The sequence below is a fragment of the Fructilactobacillus florum 8D genome (genome assembly GCF_000512295.1).
Taxonomy (GTDB): Bacteria; Bacillota; Bacilli; order Lactobacillales; family Lactobacillaceae; genus Fructilactobacillus; species Fructilactobacillus florum.
In genome coordinates this window covers 33,336-53,284 of sequence record NZ_ALXG01000011.1, presented here as the reverse complement: position 1 = coordinate 53,284, position 19,949 = coordinate 33,336, and the positions used below count along the sequence as shown (strand labels likewise).

The following is a 19,949-nucleotide window of genomic DNA, read 5'->3' as shown; positions in this document are numbered from 1 at the left end:
AGGAGCGTGATTCCATGGCGAAAAAACGAATCTACGAATTAGCAAAAGAGCTTAAATTACCAAGCAAAAGGGTTTTAGATGCAGCTCAGGCACGTGAAATTGATGTAAAAAATCATATGGCAACCTTGGATGGTTCACAGGAGAAAACAGTGCGAGCATACTTACAACCACGCAAGGCAACTAATAATAAGCCAAAACCGGCTGCTAAACGAGCTACCACTCGTTCGCAAACGGACCAAGCAACGGCTTCTAAACCAGTGCGGTCAGCAAAAGCAAAGCCACAGGGAAAGACGGCTACTACTCAACATCAGCAGCCACATTCAACTACACAAAAACCAACAACTGGAAAGAATCACAGTTCCCAGGGACAGCATCAAACTAAGACCAAAACTACCGGCAACGGAACTGGCAAGTTTGGTGGAAGTCTAAAGCGAAGTAGTAATCCGAATGGAACTGCAAACAGTAACAAAAAGAAGCGTCGAAACCGGAAAAATCGGACTAATCGCTTTAATAGCATGTATTCTAAAAACCAGCGAATTCGTCAGAATCATAAGAAAAAGGCGCCAACAGTTCGAAAAAATCGGCCGTTACCAGAAGTGTTAGTTTATCAAGACGGAATGAATGCACAAGATTTGGGTAAGATTTTGCATCGTGAACCAGCAGAAATTATCAAAAAGTTATTCATGCTTGGGATGATGGTTAATCAGAACCAATCATTAGATAAAGATGCGATCGAAGTTTTAGCTGACGACTACGGGATTAAGTCCCAAGAGAAAGAAACGGTCAATGTTTCTGATATTGATAAGTTTTTTGAAGAAGAGGAACAAAACAAAGACTATCAGGCTCCACGTCCACCAGTAGTTACAATTATGGGGCACGTTGACCATGGGAAGACGACGTTATTAGATTACTTGCGCGACTCTCATATTACGGCTGGGGAAGCAGGGGGGATTACGCAGGCAATTGGTGCGTACCAGTTACATCATGATGGTAAAATTATTACCTTCTTAGACACGCCTGGACACGCTGCCTTCACAGAAATGCGAGCTCGTGGTGCTAACGTGACTGATATTACCGTTTTAGTGGTTGCTGCCGATGATGGAGTGATGCCACAAACCGTTGAAGCAATCGATCATGCTAAGGCAGCCCAAACACCAATTATTGTTGCCGTTAATAAAATCGATAAGGCCGGTGCTAACCCTAACCATGTCAAAGAACAATTGATGAATTATGGCTTAGTGCCAGAAGATTATGGTGGCGATACGATTTTTGTTGATATTTCCGCTAAGAATGGAACGAATGTTGACGAATTGCTCAACATGATTCTTTTACAGTCCGATGTGATGGAATTACAGGCTAATCCTAAACAAAATGGAGCTGGTTCAGTGATTGAGGCTCGACTTGATCGGGGAAAAGGTCCAGTTGCCACTTTGTTGGTTCAGCAGGGAACTTTACACACGGGTGATCCAATTGTGGTTGGCGATACTTTTGGTCGGGTTCGAACAATGGCAAATGAACTTGGTCAGGATATTACGACCGCTACTCCCGCCACTCCAGTAGAAATTACAGGTTTGAATGGGGTTCCAGAAGCCGGTGATCGGTTTGTAGTCTTTAACGATGAAAAAACGGCGCGAACTGCTGGAGAAGAACGGGCTAAAGAAGCTCAGTTGGAAGAGCGAAAACAAAATAATCGAGTCACGCTTGATAATCTGTTTGATTCCATGAAACAAGAGGATTTAAAACAAGTAAATGTGATTATTAAAGCTGATGTACAGGGATCTGTTGAAGCACTCGCTGATAGTCTTCGTAAAATCGATGTTTCTGGAGTTAATGTGAATGTCATTCATGCTTCGGTAGGAGCCGTCAATGAAAGTGATGTTGCGCTTGCCAAGGCTAGTAATGCAATTATCATCGGCTTTAATGTGCGTCCTACGCCTCAAGCAAAGAGCCAAGGAGAACTTGATAATGTTGACATTCGCTTATACCAGGTGATTTACAATGCCATTGATGATGTGACGGCCGCAATGAAAGGTAAACTTGATCCAACCTATGTTGAAGAAGTTACTGGGAATATTGAGGTACGTCAGCTTTATAAGGCTTCTTCTGTGGGTACGATTGCTGGTGGCATGGTTAGCGATGGTTTTGTTGCCAACGATAGCAAAGTTCATCTTATTCGAAATGGAGTCGTTAAGTATGATGGTGAACTTGGGAGCTTGAAACGGTTTAAAGACGATGTTAAGGAAGTTAAGCAGGGCCATGAATGTGGTTTAACCATTGAAAATTACAATGACATTAAAGTTGGCGATGTGATTGAAGCTTATCGAATGAAAGAAGTTGCACCGCAATAATTTTAAGAGGTGAGAAACATGGCACAGTATCGCGTTGGTCGGTTGCAACAAGAGATTCAAAAAGAAGTTGATGATATCTTGTTAAAGCGAGTACGAGACCCACGAGTACAAGGAGTTACCATTACTGGAGTAAAGGCAACTGGTGATCTTCAGCAGGCTACGATTTATTACAGTATTTTGTCCGATGACCAGCAAGAACAAGAAAAAGTGCAACAAGGACTGGATAAAGCTACTGGATTAATTAGAGGAGAACTTGGTCATCGCCTTAGTATTTATGTTACTCCAGAGATTCACTTTGAGTTAGATCAGTCGGTTCAATATGGAAATAAGATTGATCAACTAATTAACAAATTAAACCGTAACTAGCAAAAATGACTGAGATCAATCTCAGTCATTTTTACGTACATAAGGAGCGTGTGGAAATGATTAGTGGCATAATTCCGCTAAATAAACCGGTAGGAATGACTAGTTTTGATTGTGTTAGTCGGATTCGCCACCTTTATAACCAGAAGCGGGTGGGACACAGTGGCACCCTCGATCCGAATGTTAACGGTGTACTACCCATCTGCTTGGGATATGCAACCAAACTAGTTGATAATTTAATGGCTACGGGTAAAATCTACCAGGGAGCAATTACATTAGGATTTGCAACGACTACAGAAGATTTAGATGGAACGATTATTGCAACTGATTTTGACTTTAAGCCATTAACAGACCAGCAAATTAATAATGGGCTCCAACATTTTTTGGGGGATACGATCCAAATCCCACCAATGTATTCGGCAGTCAAAGTTAAGGGACGTCGTCTTTATGACTATGCTCGTCATGGGGAAACAGTTGAGCGTCCGAGACGACAGATTAAGATCACCAATTTTCAACAGCGATGCGCTAGTTGGATCGATCCTATTTCAAAAACTCAAACTATTTATTTCACGGTACATTGCAGTAAAGGAACCTATGTACGAACACTAGCGGTTGACTTTGGAAAGTATTTTGGAGTTCCAGCAGTAATGACGCAGTTAACTCGCATGATGAGCGGTGGGTTTACTCTAGCAGAGACAGTTACCTTGGAGGAATTGGAGCAGGCCGCCCAAACCGGGCAACTTGCAGAAAAAATCCAACCCCTCGGACGGGCTTTGCAGGGACTGCCAACCCGAGAGCTAACAGCATCTCAATTTGAGCGAGTTCAGCATGGTGGTTTTTTAGATGCACGTGAGTTGGCTAGTCAAAAACCAATTTTAGTCTTGCGCTATAATAATGAGGATCGTGCGACCTATCACTTAGATCAAAGCAAACAACAGTATCGTCCTGAAAAAATGTTTAGATTGAATTAGAGGAAATTATGAAAGTAGTTAAGATTGCATATCCACAACAACTCCCGGTTTTTGGTGGGCAGCCATTGGTTTTAGCAATGGGATTCTTTGATGGAGTCCATCGGGGGCACCAACAGGTTTTACAACAGGCTGCGGACCTTGCTCATCAGAAACAAGTACCGTTAGCAGTTTTGACCTATGATCATCATCCGGCCTTAGTTTACCAAAAGCTTGATGGTGATGCCGGGCGTTATTTAACCTTGTGGGAGCGAAAACAAGAATTATTAGCACAGCAGGGTGTCGATCAGATTTATCAAATTAATTATAACTTTGCGTTTCAAGCACAAACGCCACAGCAGTTCGTTGATCGGTTTTTGCTACCATTACATCCGATTGCAGTTGTAGCAGGTTTTGACCATACATATGGGACAAACCAGGCAGATATGGATCATCTAGAGTCCTATAGTCATCAGCAGTTTTCAGTAGTAAAGGTCGGGCAAGCCTCCCTTGGGGGTGCCAAAATTAGTTCGACTGACATTCGCCAATCCTTAGCAATGGGGAAGTTGACCTTGGTTAACCAGGCGCTTGGATACCAGTTTGAAACAACGGGGACGGTGATTCACGGCTTTGCTCGAGGGAGAAAATTAGGTTTTCCAACGGCAAATATTCAACATAGTGAATTGCAACGGTTACCAGCTGAGGGTGTTTATGTGGTTCAAATTGCGGTCAATGGTCGGTGGTATCAGGGAATGGCTTCAATCGGACGTAATACAACCTTTGGTGATCATAATCCAATTACGGTAGAAATCAATATTTTGGATTTTAATCAAAACATTTATGGAAATCAGGTTCAGATTCGCTGGTTACAAAAGTTGAGAGATAATGTTAAGTATCAGGGCGAAGCCGCTTTGATTGAGCAACTTAAGCTTGATAAAATTGCCACTATAAATTATTTTAAATAGTCAGCATTAATTTGACCTTATTTCTTGACGCCTGTGACATTCCTTGTTAAAGTATATTTGTACCTTAGCACTTGGAGTGCTAGAGTGCTAAAAAGAGGTGGTGAAGATGCTCACTGAAAGGCAGAGCTTGATCTTAAAGCAAATTGTTGACACTTATTCTGCGACTGGAGAACCAGTCGGATCGAAATCACTGGCACAGCGACTTCCAATTAGGGTTAGCTCAGCTACGATTCGCAATGACATGAGTATTTTAAGTGCAAACGATTACATTGAGAAGCTGCATACTTCATCAGGGAGAGTACCATCCGAACGGGGTTATCGGTATTATCTTGATCATCTTGCAGAACCAGCTCCACCAGATGCTCAGTACCAGCAATACATTCAAGAGTTGCTCGGTGGTTCATTTCAACAGCTTGATGATATTGTCAGGCAATCAGCAGAGGTTCTTTCGGAGTTGACTGAGTATCCGGCGATTACTATTAGTCCGGAATCACAAACTGGTGAAATTGTTCAACACCTTCAGGTTTTAAAATTAAATGGCCACCATCTTATGGCTGTCGTGATTATGAATACCGGTCAGGTTGAAAATCAGGCATTTGTGGTTCATGAGGATTGGAGCACGGCACAGCTTGAGAAAGCTACTAATATTCTCAATGAAACATATGCTGAGCAACCATTTTCATTAGTGGTTAAAGACTTAGCAACTAATCGCTTGCAATCCCTAGCAGCGGTAGTTCCAAATCTTGCAGTTCTTAGACATGTTTTCCAGTATGTTTTGCAAAAGTTCACTCGGGATCAATTTTTCTTGAGCGGACGTACTAAACTATTTCCTGTTGGAGTTGCCAATGCAGATGATTACGGACAGTCTAATTCGCTGGTAGATATTAATGATGATTTGTTATCAATTGTGGATGGGGTTATTAGCCCCCTATCAGTTCAACTAGGTTTTGAACTGCCCAATAATTCATTACGATCTTATAGCATTGTCAGCGGACTTTATGACGTTGGTGTTCATGGAATTGGTAGGATTGCAATTATTGGTCCAACGCGGATGGAATATCCGAAAGTAATGGGCTTAGTCGATGCGTTTCGAACTGAATTACAGAATCGTATCAGTGGTTATTACCATGGATATGAATAAAAGGGGAGGATTAAGATGTCAACAGAGCATGACAAGCAACAGAAATCTAAACAAGTTGATGAAACAGTTGCTAATAAAGCTAAAGCTAAAAAAGAAGCTCCTGTTAATGAAGCAACTGTTGATCCTGCCACAGAAAAAATCAAACAATTGCAGGCAAAGTTAGATCAAACTCAAAATGATTATTTGCGTGCTCAGGCAGAGATTCAAAACATTGAAAAAAGTAATCGAAAAGAACGAGAGGCGCTGGCTAAATACGGTGCACAGGATCTCGCCAAGGAAGTAGTACCAGTCCTTGATGACTTGGATCGAGCGCTTACTGTGAAAGTAAATGATGACAGCGGGAAACAGCTCAAAAATGGGATTGAGATCGTTCAGCAGCATTTAAAAAAAGCTCTGCAGGATAATCAAATCACTGAAATTAAGGCTGTCGGTGAACCGTTTGATCCAAATCAGCATCAAGCAATTCAAACAGTTGCTGTTAGTGAGGAACATCCTAAAAACACGGTCGTGCAGGTCTTGCAGACCGGGTATTTACTTGACGATCGGGTGTTACGACCAGCAATGGTAGTTGTTGCTCAGTAGTGGGATATAATAAAATAACAGAAAGAGGTTTTTAAAATGGCAAGTAATAAAATTATTGGAATTGATTTAGGAACAACCAACTCAGCTGTAGCAGTGATGGAAGGTGGCAAGCCCAAAATCATCACTAATCCCGATGGTTCTCGGACTACTCCTTCGGTAGTTGCTTTTAAAGATGGTGAAATTCAGGTTGGTGAAGTTGCTAAACGGCAAGAAATTACCAACCCAAATACGATTCGTTCTATCAAAAGTCATATGGGTGATGGTAGCTACAAAGTTGATGTTGAAGGGAAGCAATATACACCTCAGCAAATTTCAGCAATGATTTTACAATACATTAAGGGTTATGCTGAAGATTATCTTGGTGATAGTGTGTCGGAAGCTGTCATTACAGTTCCAGCTTACTTTAATGATGCCCAACGGCAAGCAACCAAGGATGCAGGTAAAATTGCCGGATTAGATGTAAAACGAATTATTAATGAACCAACGGCGGCTGCTTTGGCCTATGGTCTTGATAAACAGGATAAAGACGAAAAGGTTTTGGTTTATGATTTAGGGGGAGGAACCTTTGATGTTTCTGTCCTTGAATTAGGTGATGGTGTTTTCCAAGTTCTATCAACAAATGGTGATACACATCTTGGTGGTGATGACTTCGACCAACGGATTATTGATTGGTTGGTTGCTGATTTTAAGCAAGATCACGGAATTGATTTGTCCAAAGACAAGATGGCTTTACAACGGCTGAAAGATGCTGCGGAAAAGGCAAAGAAGGAATTGTCTGGGGTTCAGCAGACCGAGATTAGTTTACCGTTCATAACTTCGAATGATAGCGGTCCACTTCACCTGCAAACAACATTAACACGGGCTAAATTTAATGAATTAACTTCCGATTTGGTTGATAAAACGAAGGTTCCATTTGAGAATGCTTTAAAAGATGCTGATCTAACTACCGGTGATATCGATGAAGTTATCTTGAATGGTGGGTCAACTAGAATTCCAGCTGTACAAGAGGCTGTCCAGAACTGGACCGGTAAAAATCCAAATCACTCAATTAATCCAGACGAAGCAGTTGCCTTGGGAGCTGCGGTACAGGGTGGTGTACTAACAGGTGATGTTAAAGATGTCGTCTTGCTTGATGTTACCCCATTGTCGTTAGGGATCGAAACGATGGGTGGCGTCTTCACAAAATTAATTGAGAAAAACACGACGATTCCAACTTCTAAATCACAGACGTTCTCAACGGCTGCTGATAATCAAACGGCAGTTGATATTCATGTATTGCAAGGGGAACGTCCAATGGCAAATGATGATAAATCATTAGGACGGTTTCAATTAACTGATATTCCAGCTGCTCCCCGGGGAATTCCTCAAATTGAAGTTACTTTTGATATTGACAAAAATGGGATTGTAAATGTTTCTGCCAAGGATAAGGGAACTGGAAAAGAACAAAAAATTACCATTAAGGATTCAAATGGTCTTTCCGATGAAGAAATCGATAAGATGATGAAGGAAGCATCAGCCAACGAAGAAGCAGATAAAAAGAAGAAAGAAACGGTTGATTTAAATAATGAAGTTGACCAGCTGCTATTCCAAACTGATAAAACTTTGAAAGATGTTGAGGGCAAAGTTTCTGAAGATGAGATTAAAGAAGTTAAAGCTGCCCAAGAGGACTTGAAAAAGGCCAAAGAAGCCGGGGATCTTGACGATTTGAAAGCTAAGAAGGATGCTTTAAATGAGAAAGTTCAGGCTGTGGCAGTAAAATTATATCAACAGCAACAAGAAGCACAGGGTGACCAAGCTACTGGTACTACTGATGATCAGAAAAAAGATGATGGGGACACTGTTAACGGTGATTTTCATGAAGTTCATGATGACGACAATAAATAATCCGATTCAAGAGCTGTTATAACTGGTAAAAAGCCAAAGCCTCGTTGAATTGCTTTGGCTTTTTGTTGTAAGAAGCGGATTACGGCTTGGAGGCTAATGATGGCGGAGAAAAATTATTATGACGTATTAGGAGTTGCAAAAGATGCCTCTGAAAAGGATATCAATCATGCTTATCGTCATTTATCAAAAAAATATCATCCGGATCTGAATAAGGAACCCGGAGCTGAAGCAAAATTTAAAGAAATAACAGAGGCTTATGAGGTTCTAAGTGATCAACAAAAACGTGCTAATTATGATCAATATGGTTCTGCTGATGGTCCACAAGGATTTGGTGGAAATGGCGGAGCTGGTGCTGGTGGCTTTGGCGGAGGCGCTGGCTATAGTGACTTTTCAGATATTTTTAGTGATTTGTTTGGTGGCGGACGTCGTCAACAACAAGATCCCAGTGCTCCGAAAAGAGGTCGAGATCTACAATACGAATTAACTTTAACGTTTGAAGAAGCTATTTTCGGTAAAAAAACTAAGATTAGGTATCACCGAGCCGCACAATGTTCTGATTGTCATGGTACCGGGGCTAAACCGGGGACGACTCCGGAAACCTGTCCAGATTGTCATGGTAGTGGTGCAATTACACGAACGGTGAATACCCCGATGGGGCAAATGCAGACGCAAGCGAGCTGTCCTCGGTGTCAGGGAACCGGTAAAATCATTAAGGAAAAGTGTCCTAAATGTGGTGGAACTGGTCACTTAGAGGAACAGCATCAAGTTGAGGTTGATGTTCCTGCTGGAGTTGAAGAGGGACAACAAATGCGCTTGCAGTCACAAGGTGATGCTGGTGAGAATGGAGGACCATACGGCGATCTCTACATTGTCTTTCGAGTCCTTGCTAGTAAAGACTTCGAACGAGATGGTTCAACCATTTACTACAATAAAGCGATTGATTTTACCGATGCCGCTCTCGGCAATGAAATTGATGTTAAGACAGTCCATGGAAATGGAAAACTAACCATCCCAGCCGGTACCAACACTGGGACGGTGTTTAAATTAAAGGGTAAGGGGGCTCCCCGCCTGCATAGTAATGCAAAGGGGGATGAGTTGGTCAAGGTAACCATCAAGACCCCAAAGAAACTATCATCTGATCAAAAACTTGCTCTGCGTGCTTTTGCCGAAGCAAGTGGTGATCATTCAAGTGCAAATAAAGGTTTCTTTGAAAAATTAAAGGATAAATTAAAATAACAAATTCGGGGTAGATGAAAATCTACCCCGAATTTGTTTCCATCGGGGCAGCTTGCTATAATTGAAATAATCATTAAGAGTTGCAGCAGAAAGCAGGTACGAAACGTGAACTATGATGAAATGAACGTAAGACAAAAACGGATTCGGAATTTTGCGATTGTTGCTCATATTGATCATGGCAAATCAACCCTTGCCGATCGGATTCTAGAGTTAACAGAAACTGTTTCAAAACGAGAAATGAAAAACCAACTCCTAGATAATATGGATTTAGAGCGGGAACGCGGAATTACGATTAAGTTAAATGCAGTGGAATTAACTTATCATGGGCAGGATGGAGTTGATTACGTCTTTCATCTAATCGATACCCCCGGTCATGTGGATTTTTCCTACGAAGTTTCTCGGAGTTTGGCCGCTTGTGAGGGGGCAATTTTAGTTGTAGATGCGACACAGGGGATTCAAGCCCAAACCTTAGCAAATGTTTATTTGGCACTTGATGATGATTTGGAAATTTTGCCGGTAATCAATAAAGTAGATCTGCCCTCAGCTGAACCAGAAAAAGTTAAGCAGGAGATTAAAGATGTGATTGGAATTGATGCTAGTGAGGCCATTGAGATTAGTGCTAAAACTGGTTTACATGTCGATCAAGTTCTAGAAGCAATTGTAGCAAGGATTCCAGCACCAACTGGCCGCATTGAAGCTCCCTTAAAAGCATTAGTGTTTGATTCTATCTATGACGATTATCGAGGTGTGGTCTTGAGTGTTCGATTATTCGCTGGAACCGTACAGGCGGGGGATCGAATCTCATTAATGAATAGTAAAACAGAATATGAAGTGACGGAAGTGGGGGTTAATTCGCCCCATCCAATTGCTCGCGATTACCTTATGGCTGGGGATGTCGGGTACCTAACAGCTAGCATCAAAGATATTACTAAAACACGTGTCGGAGATACGGTTACTAAAGTAAACAATCCAACGGAACAAGCTTTGCCTGGTTATCGAGAGATGATTCCGATGGTTTATGCCGGTTTATATCCTACCGATAACGCAAAATTCGAAGATCTGCGCGAGGCCTTAGAAAAGCTTAAATTAAATGATGCTGCGCTTGAATTTGAACCAGAGGTATCAGAGGCTTTGGGGTTCGGTTTTCGCTGTGGCTTTTTAGGGTTGTTGCATATGGATGTAGTTCAGGAGCGATTAGAGCGAGAATTTTATGTTGATCTAATTACAACTGCCCCTTCAGTTACTTACCGAGTGGAACTAAATTCTGATGAAACAGTTGAAGTTGAAAATCCAGCTGAAATGCCAGATGCCTCACAAATCAGAGCTATTCTAGAACCCTATGTTAAAGCGACGGTGATGGTTCCAAATGAATATGTAGGGGCGGTAATGAAGCTTTGCCAGGCGCGCCGGGGTCAATTTGTAACTATGGATTACTTAGACAGCACTCGAGTTAATGTAATCTATCAGATGCCGCTATCAGAAATCATTTTTAATTTCTTCAATAAATTAAAAGCCAGTACCCGTGGATATGCGTCACTTGACTATGAAGTTAGTGAATATCAAAAAAGTGATTTAGTAAAAGTTGATATTTTATTAAATGGTGATCAAGTCGATGCCTTAAGTTTCATTTCCCATCACCAGTTTGCTGAGGAACGTAGTCGAGAAATTGTGAGAAAGCTAAAAGAAATTATTCCACGACAAAATTTTGAGATTCCAATTCAAGCCGCGATTGGTGCTAAGATTATTGCCCGAACTAATATTAAAGCGTATCGAAAAGATGTAACAGCTCGGATTCATACGGGTGATCCTGATCGAAGAGCAAAGCTTTTAGAAAAACAGAAACGTGGGAAAAAGCGAATGAAATCAGTTGGAAAGGTTGAAATTCCACAAGCTGCGTTTATGACAGTATTACAAACCGATGAAGAACAGGAAAACTAAGCTGATTATTTGACTACTGAATAATTATTTTGTGAAATATAGTATAATAATGGTTGTAAATAATTTGTTGGAGGATATCATTAATGAATAAAAAAGTAGCCTTGGTTACTGGAGCAGGTCAAGGAATCGGTGCTGCAATTGCTTGGCGTTTACATCAAGATGGTTTTGCCGTTGCTTTGTTTGGTCGGACATTGAGCAAAGTTGAACAAGTAGCGGAAAAAATTCAGGCTGATCATGGATCAGTACTGGCATTGGTTGGGGATGTCGCCGAACGAGATGAAGTTTTTGCGGCTGTTGAACGGACATCCCAGCAATTTGGTGATTTTAATGTCATTGTTAATAATGCTGGGGTTGCCCCAACCACTCCAATTGAGGATGTGACACCAGAAATTTTGGCTCAAACAGAACGAATCAACGTGGGTGGCACCATTTGGGGGATTCAGGCGGCAGCAAAACAGTTTCGTAAATTGCAACATGGTGGGAAAATCATAAATGCTTCTTCGCAAGCTGGAATGACTGGTAATCCGAATTTAACAGTCTATGGTTCGACTAAGTTTGCCATTCGTGGAATTACGGAAACAGCTGCCAAGGAACTCGCTGTTGATAATATTACTGTAAATGCGTACTGTCCAGGGATTGTAAAAACCCCGATGATGACTGATATTGCTCGCAATGTGGCAAAGGAAGCCGGCAAACCATTTGAATGGGGAATGCAACAATTTGCTAAAGATATTGCTTTAAAACGTTTGTCTGAACCAGAAGATGTAGCTGGCTGTGTTTCTTATTTAGCTAGCTCCGATGCTGATTACATGACCGGGCAATCTTTGTTGATTGACGGAGGCATGGTCTTTAACTAGACGGGCAGCAATTAAAATTTGAATATGGCAGTCAAACCATGCTTTACAAAAGAATCCATAGCGGGTTCTTTTTTTGCAAATAAATAAATAACTAGCTAGTACAATTAACTGTCAACAAGAACCAATGGAGAAGGGAGGGCTGCAACCAGTTATCACTAAGCAGCCCTCGGTTGGGAATTGTACTTTCGTGGTTTTATGCATTCATAAAAGGCACCTTAGGCTATTTGTTCAATCCTGACCATTTGGCAATTGTAGCAAGCTTACTAACTTAGCAGGTTTTTAACAACGTTGGGTGAGGTTGTTGCGATTATATCTATTAATTAATGACATAACTTTATTAATTAAGAAAAATGGGATATAATATAGTTGTTATTAATTTCACATGTGTGAAAAATAAAACTACTGGGAGAGATTATCATGGCATTTTCGAAAAATTTCACTGGCTTACAACACGTTGGAATTCCTTCTGGCGATTTAGATCAAACCATTGCTTTTTATGAAAAGCTTGGTTTTGAGAAAGTTGGTCAGTTTTTATATGAAGGGAATCGTTGTGCTTTCATGAAGTACGATACCTTAATGATTGAAACTTGGGAAGGTGACGCGATTGCTAATGCAGATGGTGCAATTAATCACATTTCTCTCAACACCAACGATGCTACCGCTGCGTTGCAGGATGCTAAAGATTTAGGGTTGGACGTTCAGGAAAATGAAATTCAAACTCGTCCATTTTGGGATAAGGGAATTCGTTTCTTTAATATTTACGGACCTAACCACGAAAAAATTGAATTCTGTGAGATTGTGAAATAATTCAAGTAATTTAGAGCAGCAGGCGTGTAGTTGGCGTCTGCTGTTTTGTTAATTTGTTATAATTTCGTACCTTGTTATTTACGATGAGCTCCAGTAGTATTAAAACCATAGTTAATCGACTCAAAAAGGGAAGGAGGATGTTGGCATGTTAGCTTCAACCAAACAATTCCTACGGGAAAATGGTTATCATTACAAAAAGGGATACATCCGTCCGCTTATGACTCCTGACAGCGTTTATATCTTTCGGTTTGGGAAGGATCAATTAAATAATCGAATTATTGTTCGTTATGGACATGGTTGGACGGGACGACAAAAAATAAAGGAAATTGATTTGCGTCTTCACAAGCAGCGCCATCCGAGAATTTTTAAGACTGAGCATAGTTTGTTGAAATATTTAACGGGTCACTTGGCGTCACATGAACAAAAACTAATTCGCTTGGGACTAGATAAATAACAGGATGCATCCATTCAGCGGATGCCTTTTTTATAATAATGGATAAGGATAATTTTATGGATTTGTATCAAATGACCATTAAAATGCCGGCGTTGGCCGCTCCCGCCGTTGAAAATCTATTGATGGAGGCTGATTTTGATGGGCTACAATGGCAAGATGATTATGCCACGAAGCAAGTTGCTGTGACAGTTTATGCCACAACGAAACAAACTTTACAAACAAAAAGCACTATTTTACAGCCACAAATTGACCGGTTGCTGGAGTTTGGAATTAACCCTCATCCGTTTAAAATTGAAATAAAACCGGTTAACGGTAAATGGAAAACAAATTGGGAAGCATCATATCAAGCGGAAAGGATCACTAAGTTTCTAACCATTGCGCCTACATGGAGTGATTATGAGCCGATGCCAAATAGTGATGAACGGGTAATTCGCCTTGATCCAGGAATGTCGTTTGGCACGGGAACCCATCCGACCACAAAGTTAGCACTCCAAGCATTGGAAACAGTTTTACGGGGTCAAGAAACGGTATTTGACGTTGGTTGTGGGTCAGGTGTTTTGAGTATCGCAGCTCGTTCCTTGGGAGCTTTGCAAATCGTTGCTGGAGATAATGATCCAATCGCGGTTGCTGCAACGCAAAGAAATTTTGCTAATAACCCTGTAATGAAGCTCAATCATCAGGTTAAACAGCAGAGCTTGCTCACTGAACAGGATCAGCTTGCTGATGTAATTGTGGCTAACATGCTGGCAGAAGTTTTATTGTTGTTAATTCCGCAAGTTAATGATCATTTAACTGCAACGGGTAAATTTATTTTAGCCGGAATTTATGTAGATCAGTTAGCCAAGGTTACGACTGCGCTTAATCAGCAACATCTGAAAATCGAGCAGACGTTGACCAGGGGAAAGTGGTACGCCCTAATTGCTAGTAAGGAGCAGCGGTAAGATGCAGCACTATTTTCTACAGCAACACCTTCAGCTTGGAATGGAGCTAGTTTTACCTTCTGAAATCAGGAAACACTGGATTCAAGTTTTGCGAGCAAAGTCTGGCTCCAGTGCCGAATTTGTTGATAATAATCAACAAGTTTATTTAGGTAAATTAATTAATCCGGTGACAGGTTTAATCGCAATTACCGCTAGTAAAAATTTTCAGGCAGAACTGCCAGTGCAGGTGACGATTGCCTGTGGGGTTCCTAAAAGCGGCAAGGCCGAATTTATTGTCCAAAAAGCAACCGAACTAGGAGCGACCAAGATCGTTTTTTTGCCGATGGAATGGTCGGTCGCTCGCTGGCAAGGAAAAAGTGAAAAAAAGCTGCTACGTTTGCAAAAGATTGCTCAAGGGGCAGCGGAACAATCGCACCGTAATGTAATACCAACTGTAATGTATACCAGTGGCTTACCAGCATTAAATAACTTGCAAGCTTGGGATGAAAAGCTGGTATCGTACGAAGAGGCAGCTAAGCAACACGAGCATCAACAACTAGCCAAGACCTTAGCTAGAACTCCGGTTCAGAGCAGGATTGTAGCCTTGTTTGGACCAGAGGGGGGAATTAGTCCTGCTGAAATAGCTCAGTTAGCAGCCCTCGACTTTTGGCCGATGGGACTTGGACCTAGAATTTTACGAGCAGAAACGGCTCCTTTGTATTTTTTAAGTGCTGTTTCTGCATTTTACGAACTAAAATGCTAAAATGGTTACATTATCGTCTATAAAACGAACTAAATTGATTTTTTGATTGGAGATGTTGGTAATGCCGAGCTTGAAAATTTGGCAGCCGCACGAAGTATTCGCGCAAGTTGCACAAAATAATTCGGATGAGCAGGTGCGTCAAATCAAGCGAGCCTACCAATTCGCTTCGATTGCCCACGGAAATCAGCAACGTCAGTCGGGTGAACTATACATTGTACACGCAACTCAGGTAGCAGGGATCCTAGCTGGGTTAAAGATGGATGCAGTGACGATTACAGCTGGTTTTTTACATGACATTGTCGAAGATAGCGGTGTTGAGCTGGGTGATGTGCGAGAATTATTTGGCCCAGATGTAGCTTTAATTGTTGATGGTGTCACTAAGATCAGTAAAATTAAATATAACTCTACGCGTGAAGCTTTTGCTGAGAATTATCGAAAATTATTGCTGGTAATGTGCAAAGATATTCGTGTGATGATCGTCAAGCTGGCTGATCGAATGCACAATATGGATACTTTGGAGCATTTGCCAGAGGATGTACAACAACAATATGCTCGTGAAACATTAGATGTATATGCTCCAATCGCAGATCGGCTGGGGATGGGAACCACTAAGTGGGAGCTGCAGGATATGTCCTTACGTTACCTAAATCCCACTGCTTACTATGAAATTGCTCATGCAATGAAGTCAAAGCGAAATGAGCGAGAATCTTATATTGCCAATGCTATTCAAGAAGTGCAAGCCTCGATTGCTGACTTTAACATTGATGCCGAAATTTATGGTCGTCCAAAGCATATTTATTCAATTTACAAAAAAATGGTAGACAAGCATAAAAAATTTGCTGAAATTTATGATCTGTCTGCGATTAGAATTATTGTGGACACGGTCAAAGATTGTTATGCGATTTTAGGAGCTGTCCATGCTAAATGGCGGCCGATGCCAGGGCGGTTTAAAGATTATATTGCGATGCCTAAAGCCAACCTTTACCAGTCACTCCACACTACGGTCGTTGGTCCAGAAGGGAAACCCCTTGAAATCCAGATCCGAACGAGAGAGATGCATCGGATTGCTGAGTATGGGGTTGCAGCGCACTGGGCTTATAAACAGGGAGAGACCGATGAAGTGACTTCAGATGAGAATAATCTGCAGTTAAACTGGTTTAAAAGAATCATTGAAATTCAAGAAGAGACGGATTCAGCAGCTGATTTTATGGATCAGGTTCAAGGAGATCTTTTTTCTGACAAGGTTTATGCCTTCACACCGAATGGTGATGTGTTAGAGCTTCCTAAAGGGGCTGGTCCGCTGGATATGGCGTATGCAATTCACACTGAAGTTGGCAATAAAACAACCGGTGCCCAGGTTAATGGTAAGATGGTGTCTTTGGATTACCAAATTAAAAATGGAGATATTGTTGAGATTATTACCTCAACTAATTCAACTGGACCAGGTAAAAACTGGTTAGATTTAGTTCATACCAATAGCGCTAAGCATAAAATTAATCAATTTTTCAAAAAACAACATCGTGGAAATGATGTAAAGGTGGGCGTTGAGTTGTTGAACGATCAGTTGGAAACCGATGGTTTTGAGCCTAGCGCGGTGTTAACAGCTGATAATTGGAATCGAGTCATCGCAGAAATGCATTATCGGACACGGGATGATTTACTGGCAGCACTCGGTTTTGGTGATATTCACGCAGTCGGGGTTGCCAACCGCTTTACCAGTGAATTGAGAGAGGCACAATCACGCTTAGATGCTAAACAAGCTACGCATGACTTGCTAGATCAGCACCAATCGCTTTCAACTAAGTCAACGCAACCGCTAAGTGGCAATGATCCTGCTGATAACGTTGTTATTGAAGGAACTGATAATGTTTTGGTTCACATGAGCCATTGTTGTTTACCGGTTCCAGGCGATCGCATTATTGGTTATATTACAAAGGGACATGGTATTACCATCCACCAAATAACTTGTCATAATGTCTCAAATCAGCTTCCAGATCGCTTGATTGCAGCACATTGGCAAACGATTTCTACCAATCAGATTAAATATCCAACGAAGTTAAAAATTTTTGCTGATAACCGAAACGATATTTTAAATGATGTCGTTAAACGATTCAATAACAGTCCCGTGACGCTAACGTCAATTGATGGGAAAGTTCATGATGACACTGAACTAACGATTCGAACCGTGGTCAATGTAAAGAATAAGGATCAACTAGATCAAGTAATTGCAAATCTCAAAGCGGTACCCGGAGTTGCAACGGTTTACCGGGATTTAGGATAAAGAAGGGTTAGTATGAAATTAGTAATTCAACGTGTGAAAAGCGCTCAAGTCACAGTTTCCGGACAGCTGGTTAATAAAATTGGGGCTGGAAGCTTGATTTTTGTTGGGGTGGCCGCGCATGACCAACTGACTTCAGCTGTTCAGTTGGCTGCTAAGGTATGTAAATTAAGGATGTTTTCGGATCCAGCTGGTAAGATGAATTTAAATTTATTTCAAGTTGGAGGACAAATCCTTTCGATATCACAATTCACCCTGTTAGCAGATTTACGTCGTGGAAATCGCCCTTCATTTCAAGATGCAGGGGACCCAGAGCATGCTCAAGCACTCTATCATGAATTTAATCAACAACTTATTTCACACGGAGCAGATGTTAAGACCGGGATTTTTGGGGCTGACATGCTAATCAGCTTAGAAAATGATGGTCCGGTAACCTTTGAAATGGAAGCTTAGGAGCATACGCATGCATAATTTGATTTGGGATTTTGACGGCACGCTTTTCGATACTTATCCAACTATGGTAACGGCTTTTGCGAAAGCATTAGCTCAAAATGGAATTGATGAAATCGAAATTGATGCGGAACAAATTTATCAACAACTACGGGTGCATTCATTAGCAGCAGCGTTACAGCGTTTTAGTGCTGAATTTAAATTATCAATTACTGAGCTCTCGGCAAGCTATCATAAATGGGAACAACTGGAAATTAAACTTGCCAAACCAATGCCACATAGTCACGAAGTTCTTAAATTAGTTACCAGTGAAGGTGGCGAAAATGAACTTGAAACGCATCGAGATCAGCAGAGTATCGAACTACTAACGACTGCAAAAATGATTTCTGAATTTTCTGGAGTGGTGACCAGCCAACAGGGTTTTGCTCGAAAACCAAGCCCAGCAGGGATTTTATACTTGTTGCAACACTCAAAATTGCAACGGGAGAACACGGCGATGATTGGGGATCGAAAACTAGATATCCTTGCCGGGCAACGAGCTGGATTGCAGACAATCCTTTTTGATAAGGATTATCTGATCACTGATGATGGGCACCCTGATGTTATTATTAGAGATTTGAGCGAGTTAAAACCGTTATTAGCATGTCATTAAGATTTATTAAAAAATCATCTGGTTTTCCAAAGTAAATAACCGATGAGATCGACTAATATCAACCGAACTAAGAGTAATAGCTTCTTTTCATGGTTCCCCAAAAAAATTTTGAAATCATAAATCTCCATTGATCAATTGGAGGTAATTACTGGTTATTAACAGAGGTTTGTTAGAATTATTCGATTCGGCAAGGATTTTACCAAACGATTTTTATTTATATTTTTGGGTGTAGGTTTTAATTCCGGCTGCAACAGCTGTTGCTACCTGATTTTGATAGGCGACGCTGTTGATTTGCTGGAAATCCTGATTGCTGTTAATGTAGCCCATTTCAAGTAAGACCGAGGGAACGGTGACGTCCCTAATTACTAAAAAATCCCCGAATTGGACCCCTTTATTTTCAAGGGGAAGCACGTTTAACTTATGATTAATGCGTTCGGCTAGTTGGTGAGAGTTACCACGATGGTAGTAATAGCTAGTAAAACCACTTCCGCTATTTTCGGTCTCAGAGGAATCAAAGTGAAAACTAATAAAAATATTCGCGTGGTTTTTAGTAGCTATTTTCGGTCTTTTTTTTAGGGATACGCTTTGATCATGTTGCCGAGTGAGAATAACGTTGCTTCCTTGCGTTTCTAGGATTTTTTTAGTTTTTTGAGCAACCTTTAGTGTATATTTTTTTTCTTGTTGACCATTGGCTGCAAGTGCTCCGGAGTCATTGCCACCGTGACCTGGATCTAAGACAATCGTTGCCTCTGATAAGGGAGTGGCCTTTTTGAGATGGTGGTTGGTTAAAAGCCAGTTTGGAACCCAGCCCACGTGTTGATGGTGATAAACAACTTTGACCCAGTCGTGGTCTCGGCTTAAAATTTGCACCCGTTCACCACGTTGCAAACGACCTACCGTTCGATTGGTTAGGTTGGGACCACTCTTAACGAGTAGGTTATTACTGGGAACAGTGAGATTATTTCTTATTAACAAAAAGCCTAGTAGTAAGATCGTAGAACTACTAACTAAAATGGTGAATAAAAGTCCCCGATGATTATTAGCATTTTTTTTCATAATAAATTCCTCGTTAGTGGATACGTTAGTTGGCTGTTATTATCATATAACTTTTCTAGTAGTTGCAACATCTTTGGTTTAGAGCAAGCTTGACTTTTACTAAAATTTTGCATACGCTAGGTATGCAAAATTGTTGATGATGGTTCCAAGTAACTAGTTACTGATTTTTAGCGAGCGTTTGGGAGTGGGAAAACGTAATTAAGGACTAGTGAAGACAAACCTAGATATTTAAATAATCTGATAGTTATAAATAAAGGTGGTACCGTGCTAATGCGCCCTTGACGCAGTTTTGGCATGGTTTTTTTGAA

At 41.0% G+C, this 19,949-nt stretch carries 18 protein-coding genes; 17 read left to right on the top strand and 1 reads right to left on the bottom strand.

Translation table 11 applies throughout. The features are described from left to right. Positions 1-14: 14 nt before the first annotated feature. The 17 genes from infB to B808_RS00825 all read left to right on the top strand — a co-directional run bounded on the left by infB (position 15) and on the right by B808_RS00825 (position 18,585). The gene (gene infB / locus B808_RS00905) at positions 15-2,348 is read left to right on the top strand and encodes a translation initiation factor IF-2 (RefSeq protein ID WP_035421375.1); all 2,334 of its coding nucleotides are present in this window, start codon (positions 15-17) and stop codon (positions 2,346-2,348) included. 18 nt (positions 2,349-2,366) lie between these two features. Next, complete coding sequence (gene rbfA / locus B808_RS00900) at positions 2,367-2,714, top strand: 30S ribosome-binding factor RbfA (RefSeq protein ID WP_009167242.1); 348 nt, start codon at positions 2,367-2,369, stop codon at positions 2,712-2,714. A gap of 56 nt (positions 2,715-2,770) precedes the next feature. Continuing rightward, on the top strand, positions 2,771-3,682 hold the full coding sequence (gene truB, locus B808_RS00895; protein WP_155830442.1) for a tRNA pseudouridine(55) synthase TruB: 912 nt from the start codon (positions 2,771-2,773) through the stop codon (positions 3,680-3,682). An 8-nt stretch (positions 3,683-3,690) separates the two neighbouring features. After that, positions 3,691-4,623: a riboflavin biosynthesis protein RibF gene (gene ribF / locus B808_RS00890; protein WP_035421373.1), complete on the top strand. Its 933-nt coding sequence runs from the start codon at positions 3,691-3,693 to the stop codon at positions 4,621-4,623. Between the two features lie 106 nt (positions 4,624-4,729). Continuing rightward, entirely contained in the window at positions 4,730-5,764 is a 1,035-nt protein-coding gene (gene hrcA / locus B808_RS00885; RefSeq protein ID WP_035421370.1) for a heat-inducible transcriptional repressor HrcA, read from the top strand. Positions 5,765-5,779: 15 nt separating this feature from the next. Next, the gene (gene grpE / locus B808_RS00880; RefSeq protein WP_035421367.1) at positions 5,780-6,346 is read left to right on the top strand and encodes a nucleotide exchange factor GrpE; all 567 of its coding nucleotides are present in this window, start codon (positions 5,780-5,782) and stop codon (positions 6,344-6,346) included. A gap of 36 nt (positions 6,347-6,382) precedes the next feature. Continuing rightward, positions 6,383-8,230 (top strand): molecular chaperone DnaK, encoded by a 1,848-nt coding sequence (gene dnaK, locus B808_RS00875; RefSeq protein ID WP_035421365.1) that lies wholly within the window; start codon positions 6,383-6,385, stop codon positions 8,228-8,230. A gap of 99 nt (positions 8,231-8,329) precedes the next feature. Beyond that, entirely contained in the window at positions 8,330-9,466 is a 1,137-nt protein-coding gene (gene dnaJ, locus B808_RS00870) for a molecular chaperone DnaJ (RefSeq protein ID WP_035421363.1), read from the top strand. A 120-nt stretch (positions 9,467-9,586) separates the two neighbouring features. Beyond that, a complete protein-coding gene (lepA, locus tag B808_RS00865; protein ID WP_318238879.1) occupies positions 9,587-11,404 on the top strand; it encodes a translation elongation factor 4 in 1,818 nt (605 codons plus the stop codon). Between the two features lie 83 nt (positions 11,405-11,487). Beyond that, the gene (locus B808_RS00860) at positions 11,488-12,261 is read left to right on the top strand and encodes a (S)-acetoin forming diacetyl reductase (RefSeq protein ID WP_009167234.1); all 774 of its coding nucleotides are present in this window, start codon (positions 11,488-11,490) and stop codon (positions 12,259-12,261) included. A gap of 417 nt (positions 12,262-12,678) precedes the next feature. Next, complete coding sequence (locus tag B808_RS00855) at positions 12,679-13,068, top strand: VOC family protein (protein WP_035421357.1); 390 nt, start codon at positions 12,679-12,681, stop codon at positions 13,066-13,068. A gap of 145 nt (positions 13,069-13,213) precedes the next feature. Beyond that, on the top strand, positions 13,214-13,522 hold the full coding sequence (locus B808_RS00850) for a hypothetical protein (protein ID WP_009167232.1): 309 nt from the start codon (positions 13,214-13,216) through the stop codon (positions 13,520-13,522). 56 nt (positions 13,523-13,578) lie between these two features. Next, positions 13,579-14,463: a 50S ribosomal protein L11 methyltransferase gene (gene prmA, locus B808_RS00845; RefSeq protein WP_035421355.1), complete on the top strand. Its 885-nt coding sequence runs from the start codon at positions 13,579-13,581 to the stop codon at positions 14,461-14,463. 1 nt (position 14,464) lies between these two features. Beyond that, on the top strand, positions 14,465-15,205 hold the full coding sequence (locus B808_RS00840) for an RsmE family RNA methyltransferase (RefSeq protein ID WP_035421352.1): 741 nt from the start codon (positions 14,465-14,467) through the stop codon (positions 15,203-15,205). A gap of 61 nt (positions 15,206-15,266) precedes the next feature. Then, the gene (locus B808_RS00835) at positions 15,267-17,486 is read left to right on the top strand and encodes a RelA/SpoT family protein (RefSeq protein ID WP_035421350.1); all 2,220 of its coding nucleotides are present in this window, start codon (positions 15,267-15,269) and stop codon (positions 17,484-17,486) included. A gap of 12 nt (positions 17,487-17,498) precedes the next feature. Then, positions 17,499-17,936, top strand: a complete 438-nt coding sequence (gene dtd / locus B808_RS00830) for a D-aminoacyl-tRNA deacylase (protein WP_035421347.1) — start codon at positions 17,499-17,501, stop codon at positions 17,934-17,936. A gap of 10 nt (positions 17,937-17,946) precedes the next feature. Next, the gene (locus B808_RS00825) at positions 17,947-18,585 is read left to right on the top strand and encodes an HAD-IA family hydrolase (protein ID WP_035421345.1); all 639 of its coding nucleotides are present in this window, start codon (positions 17,947-17,949) and stop codon (positions 18,583-18,585) included. 210 nt (positions 18,586-18,795) lie between these two features. Here B808_RS00825 and B808_RS00820 read toward each other — a convergent pair whose 3' ends face one another. Further along, positions 18,796-19,641 (bottom strand): N-acetylmuramoyl-L-alanine amidase, encoded by an 846-nt coding sequence (locus tag B808_RS00820; RefSeq protein ID WP_035421343.1) that lies wholly within the window; start codon positions 19,639-19,641, stop codon positions 18,796-18,798. Between the last annotated feature and the right edge of the window lie 308 nt (positions 19,642-19,949).

Bases quoted from the DNA above. Each gene is read 5' to 3' on its own strand.
- lepA (WP_318238879.1), top strand. From the start codon at position 9,587: ATGAACGTAAGACAAAAACGGATTCGGAATTTTGCGATTGTTGCTCAT.
- ribF (WP_035421373.1), top strand. From the start codon at position 3,691: ATGAAAGTAGTTAAGATTGCATATCCACAACAACTCCCGGTTTTTGGT.
- B808_RS00855 (WP_035421357.1), top strand. From the start codon at position 12,679: ATGGCATTTTCGAAAAATTTCACTGGCTTACAACACGTTGGAATTCCT.
- rbfA (WP_009167242.1), top strand. From the start codon at position 2,367: ATGGCACAGTATCGCGTTGGTCGGTTGCAACAAGAGATTCAAAAAGAA.
- truB (WP_155830442.1), top strand. From the start codon at position 2,771: ATGATTAGTGGCATAATTCCGCTAAATAAACCGGTAGGAATGACTAGT.
- B808_RS00820 (WP_035421343.1), bottom strand. From the start codon at position 19,641: ATGAAAAAAAATGCTAATAATCATCGGGGACTTTTATTCACCATTTTA.
- prmA (WP_035421355.1), top strand. From the start codon at position 13,579: ATGGATTTGTATCAAATGACCATTAAAATGCCGGCGTTGGCCGCTCCC.
- dtd (WP_035421347.1), top strand. From the start codon at position 17,499: ATGAAATTAGTAATTCAACGTGTGAAAAGCGCTCAAGTCACAGTTTCC.
- infB (WP_035421375.1), top strand. From the start codon at position 15: ATGGCGAAAAAACGAATCTACGAATTAGCAAAAGAGCTTAAATTACCA.
- grpE (WP_035421367.1), top strand. From the start codon at position 5,780: ATGTCAACAGAGCATGACAAGCAACAGAAATCTAAACAAGTTGATGAA.
- dnaJ (WP_035421363.1), top strand. From the start codon at position 8,330: ATGGCGGAGAAAAATTATTATGACGTATTAGGAGTTGCAAAAGATGCC.
- B808_RS00840 (WP_035421352.1), top strand. From the start codon at position 14,465: ATGCAGCACTATTTTCTACAGCAACACCTTCAGCTTGGAATGGAGCTA.
- B808_RS00860 (WP_009167234.1), top strand. From the start codon at position 11,488: ATGAATAAAAAAGTAGCCTTGGTTACTGGAGCAGGTCAAGGAATCGGT.
- B808_RS00825 (WP_035421345.1), top strand. From the start codon at position 17,947: ATGCATAATTTGATTTGGGATTTTGACGGCACGCTTTTCGATACTTAT.
- dnaK (WP_035421365.1), top strand. From the start codon at position 6,383: ATGGCAAGTAATAAAATTATTGGAATTGATTTAGGAACAACCAACTCA.
- B808_RS00850 (WP_009167232.1), top strand. From the start codon at position 13,214: ATGTTAGCTTCAACCAAACAATTCCTACGGGAAAATGGTTATCATTAC.
- B808_RS00835 (WP_035421350.1), top strand. From the start codon at position 15,267: ATGCCGAGCTTGAAAATTTGGCAGCCGCACGAAGTATTCGCGCAAGTT.
- hrcA (WP_035421370.1), top strand. From the start codon at position 4,730: ATGCTCACTGAAAGGCAGAGCTTGATCTTAAAGCAAATTGTTGACACT.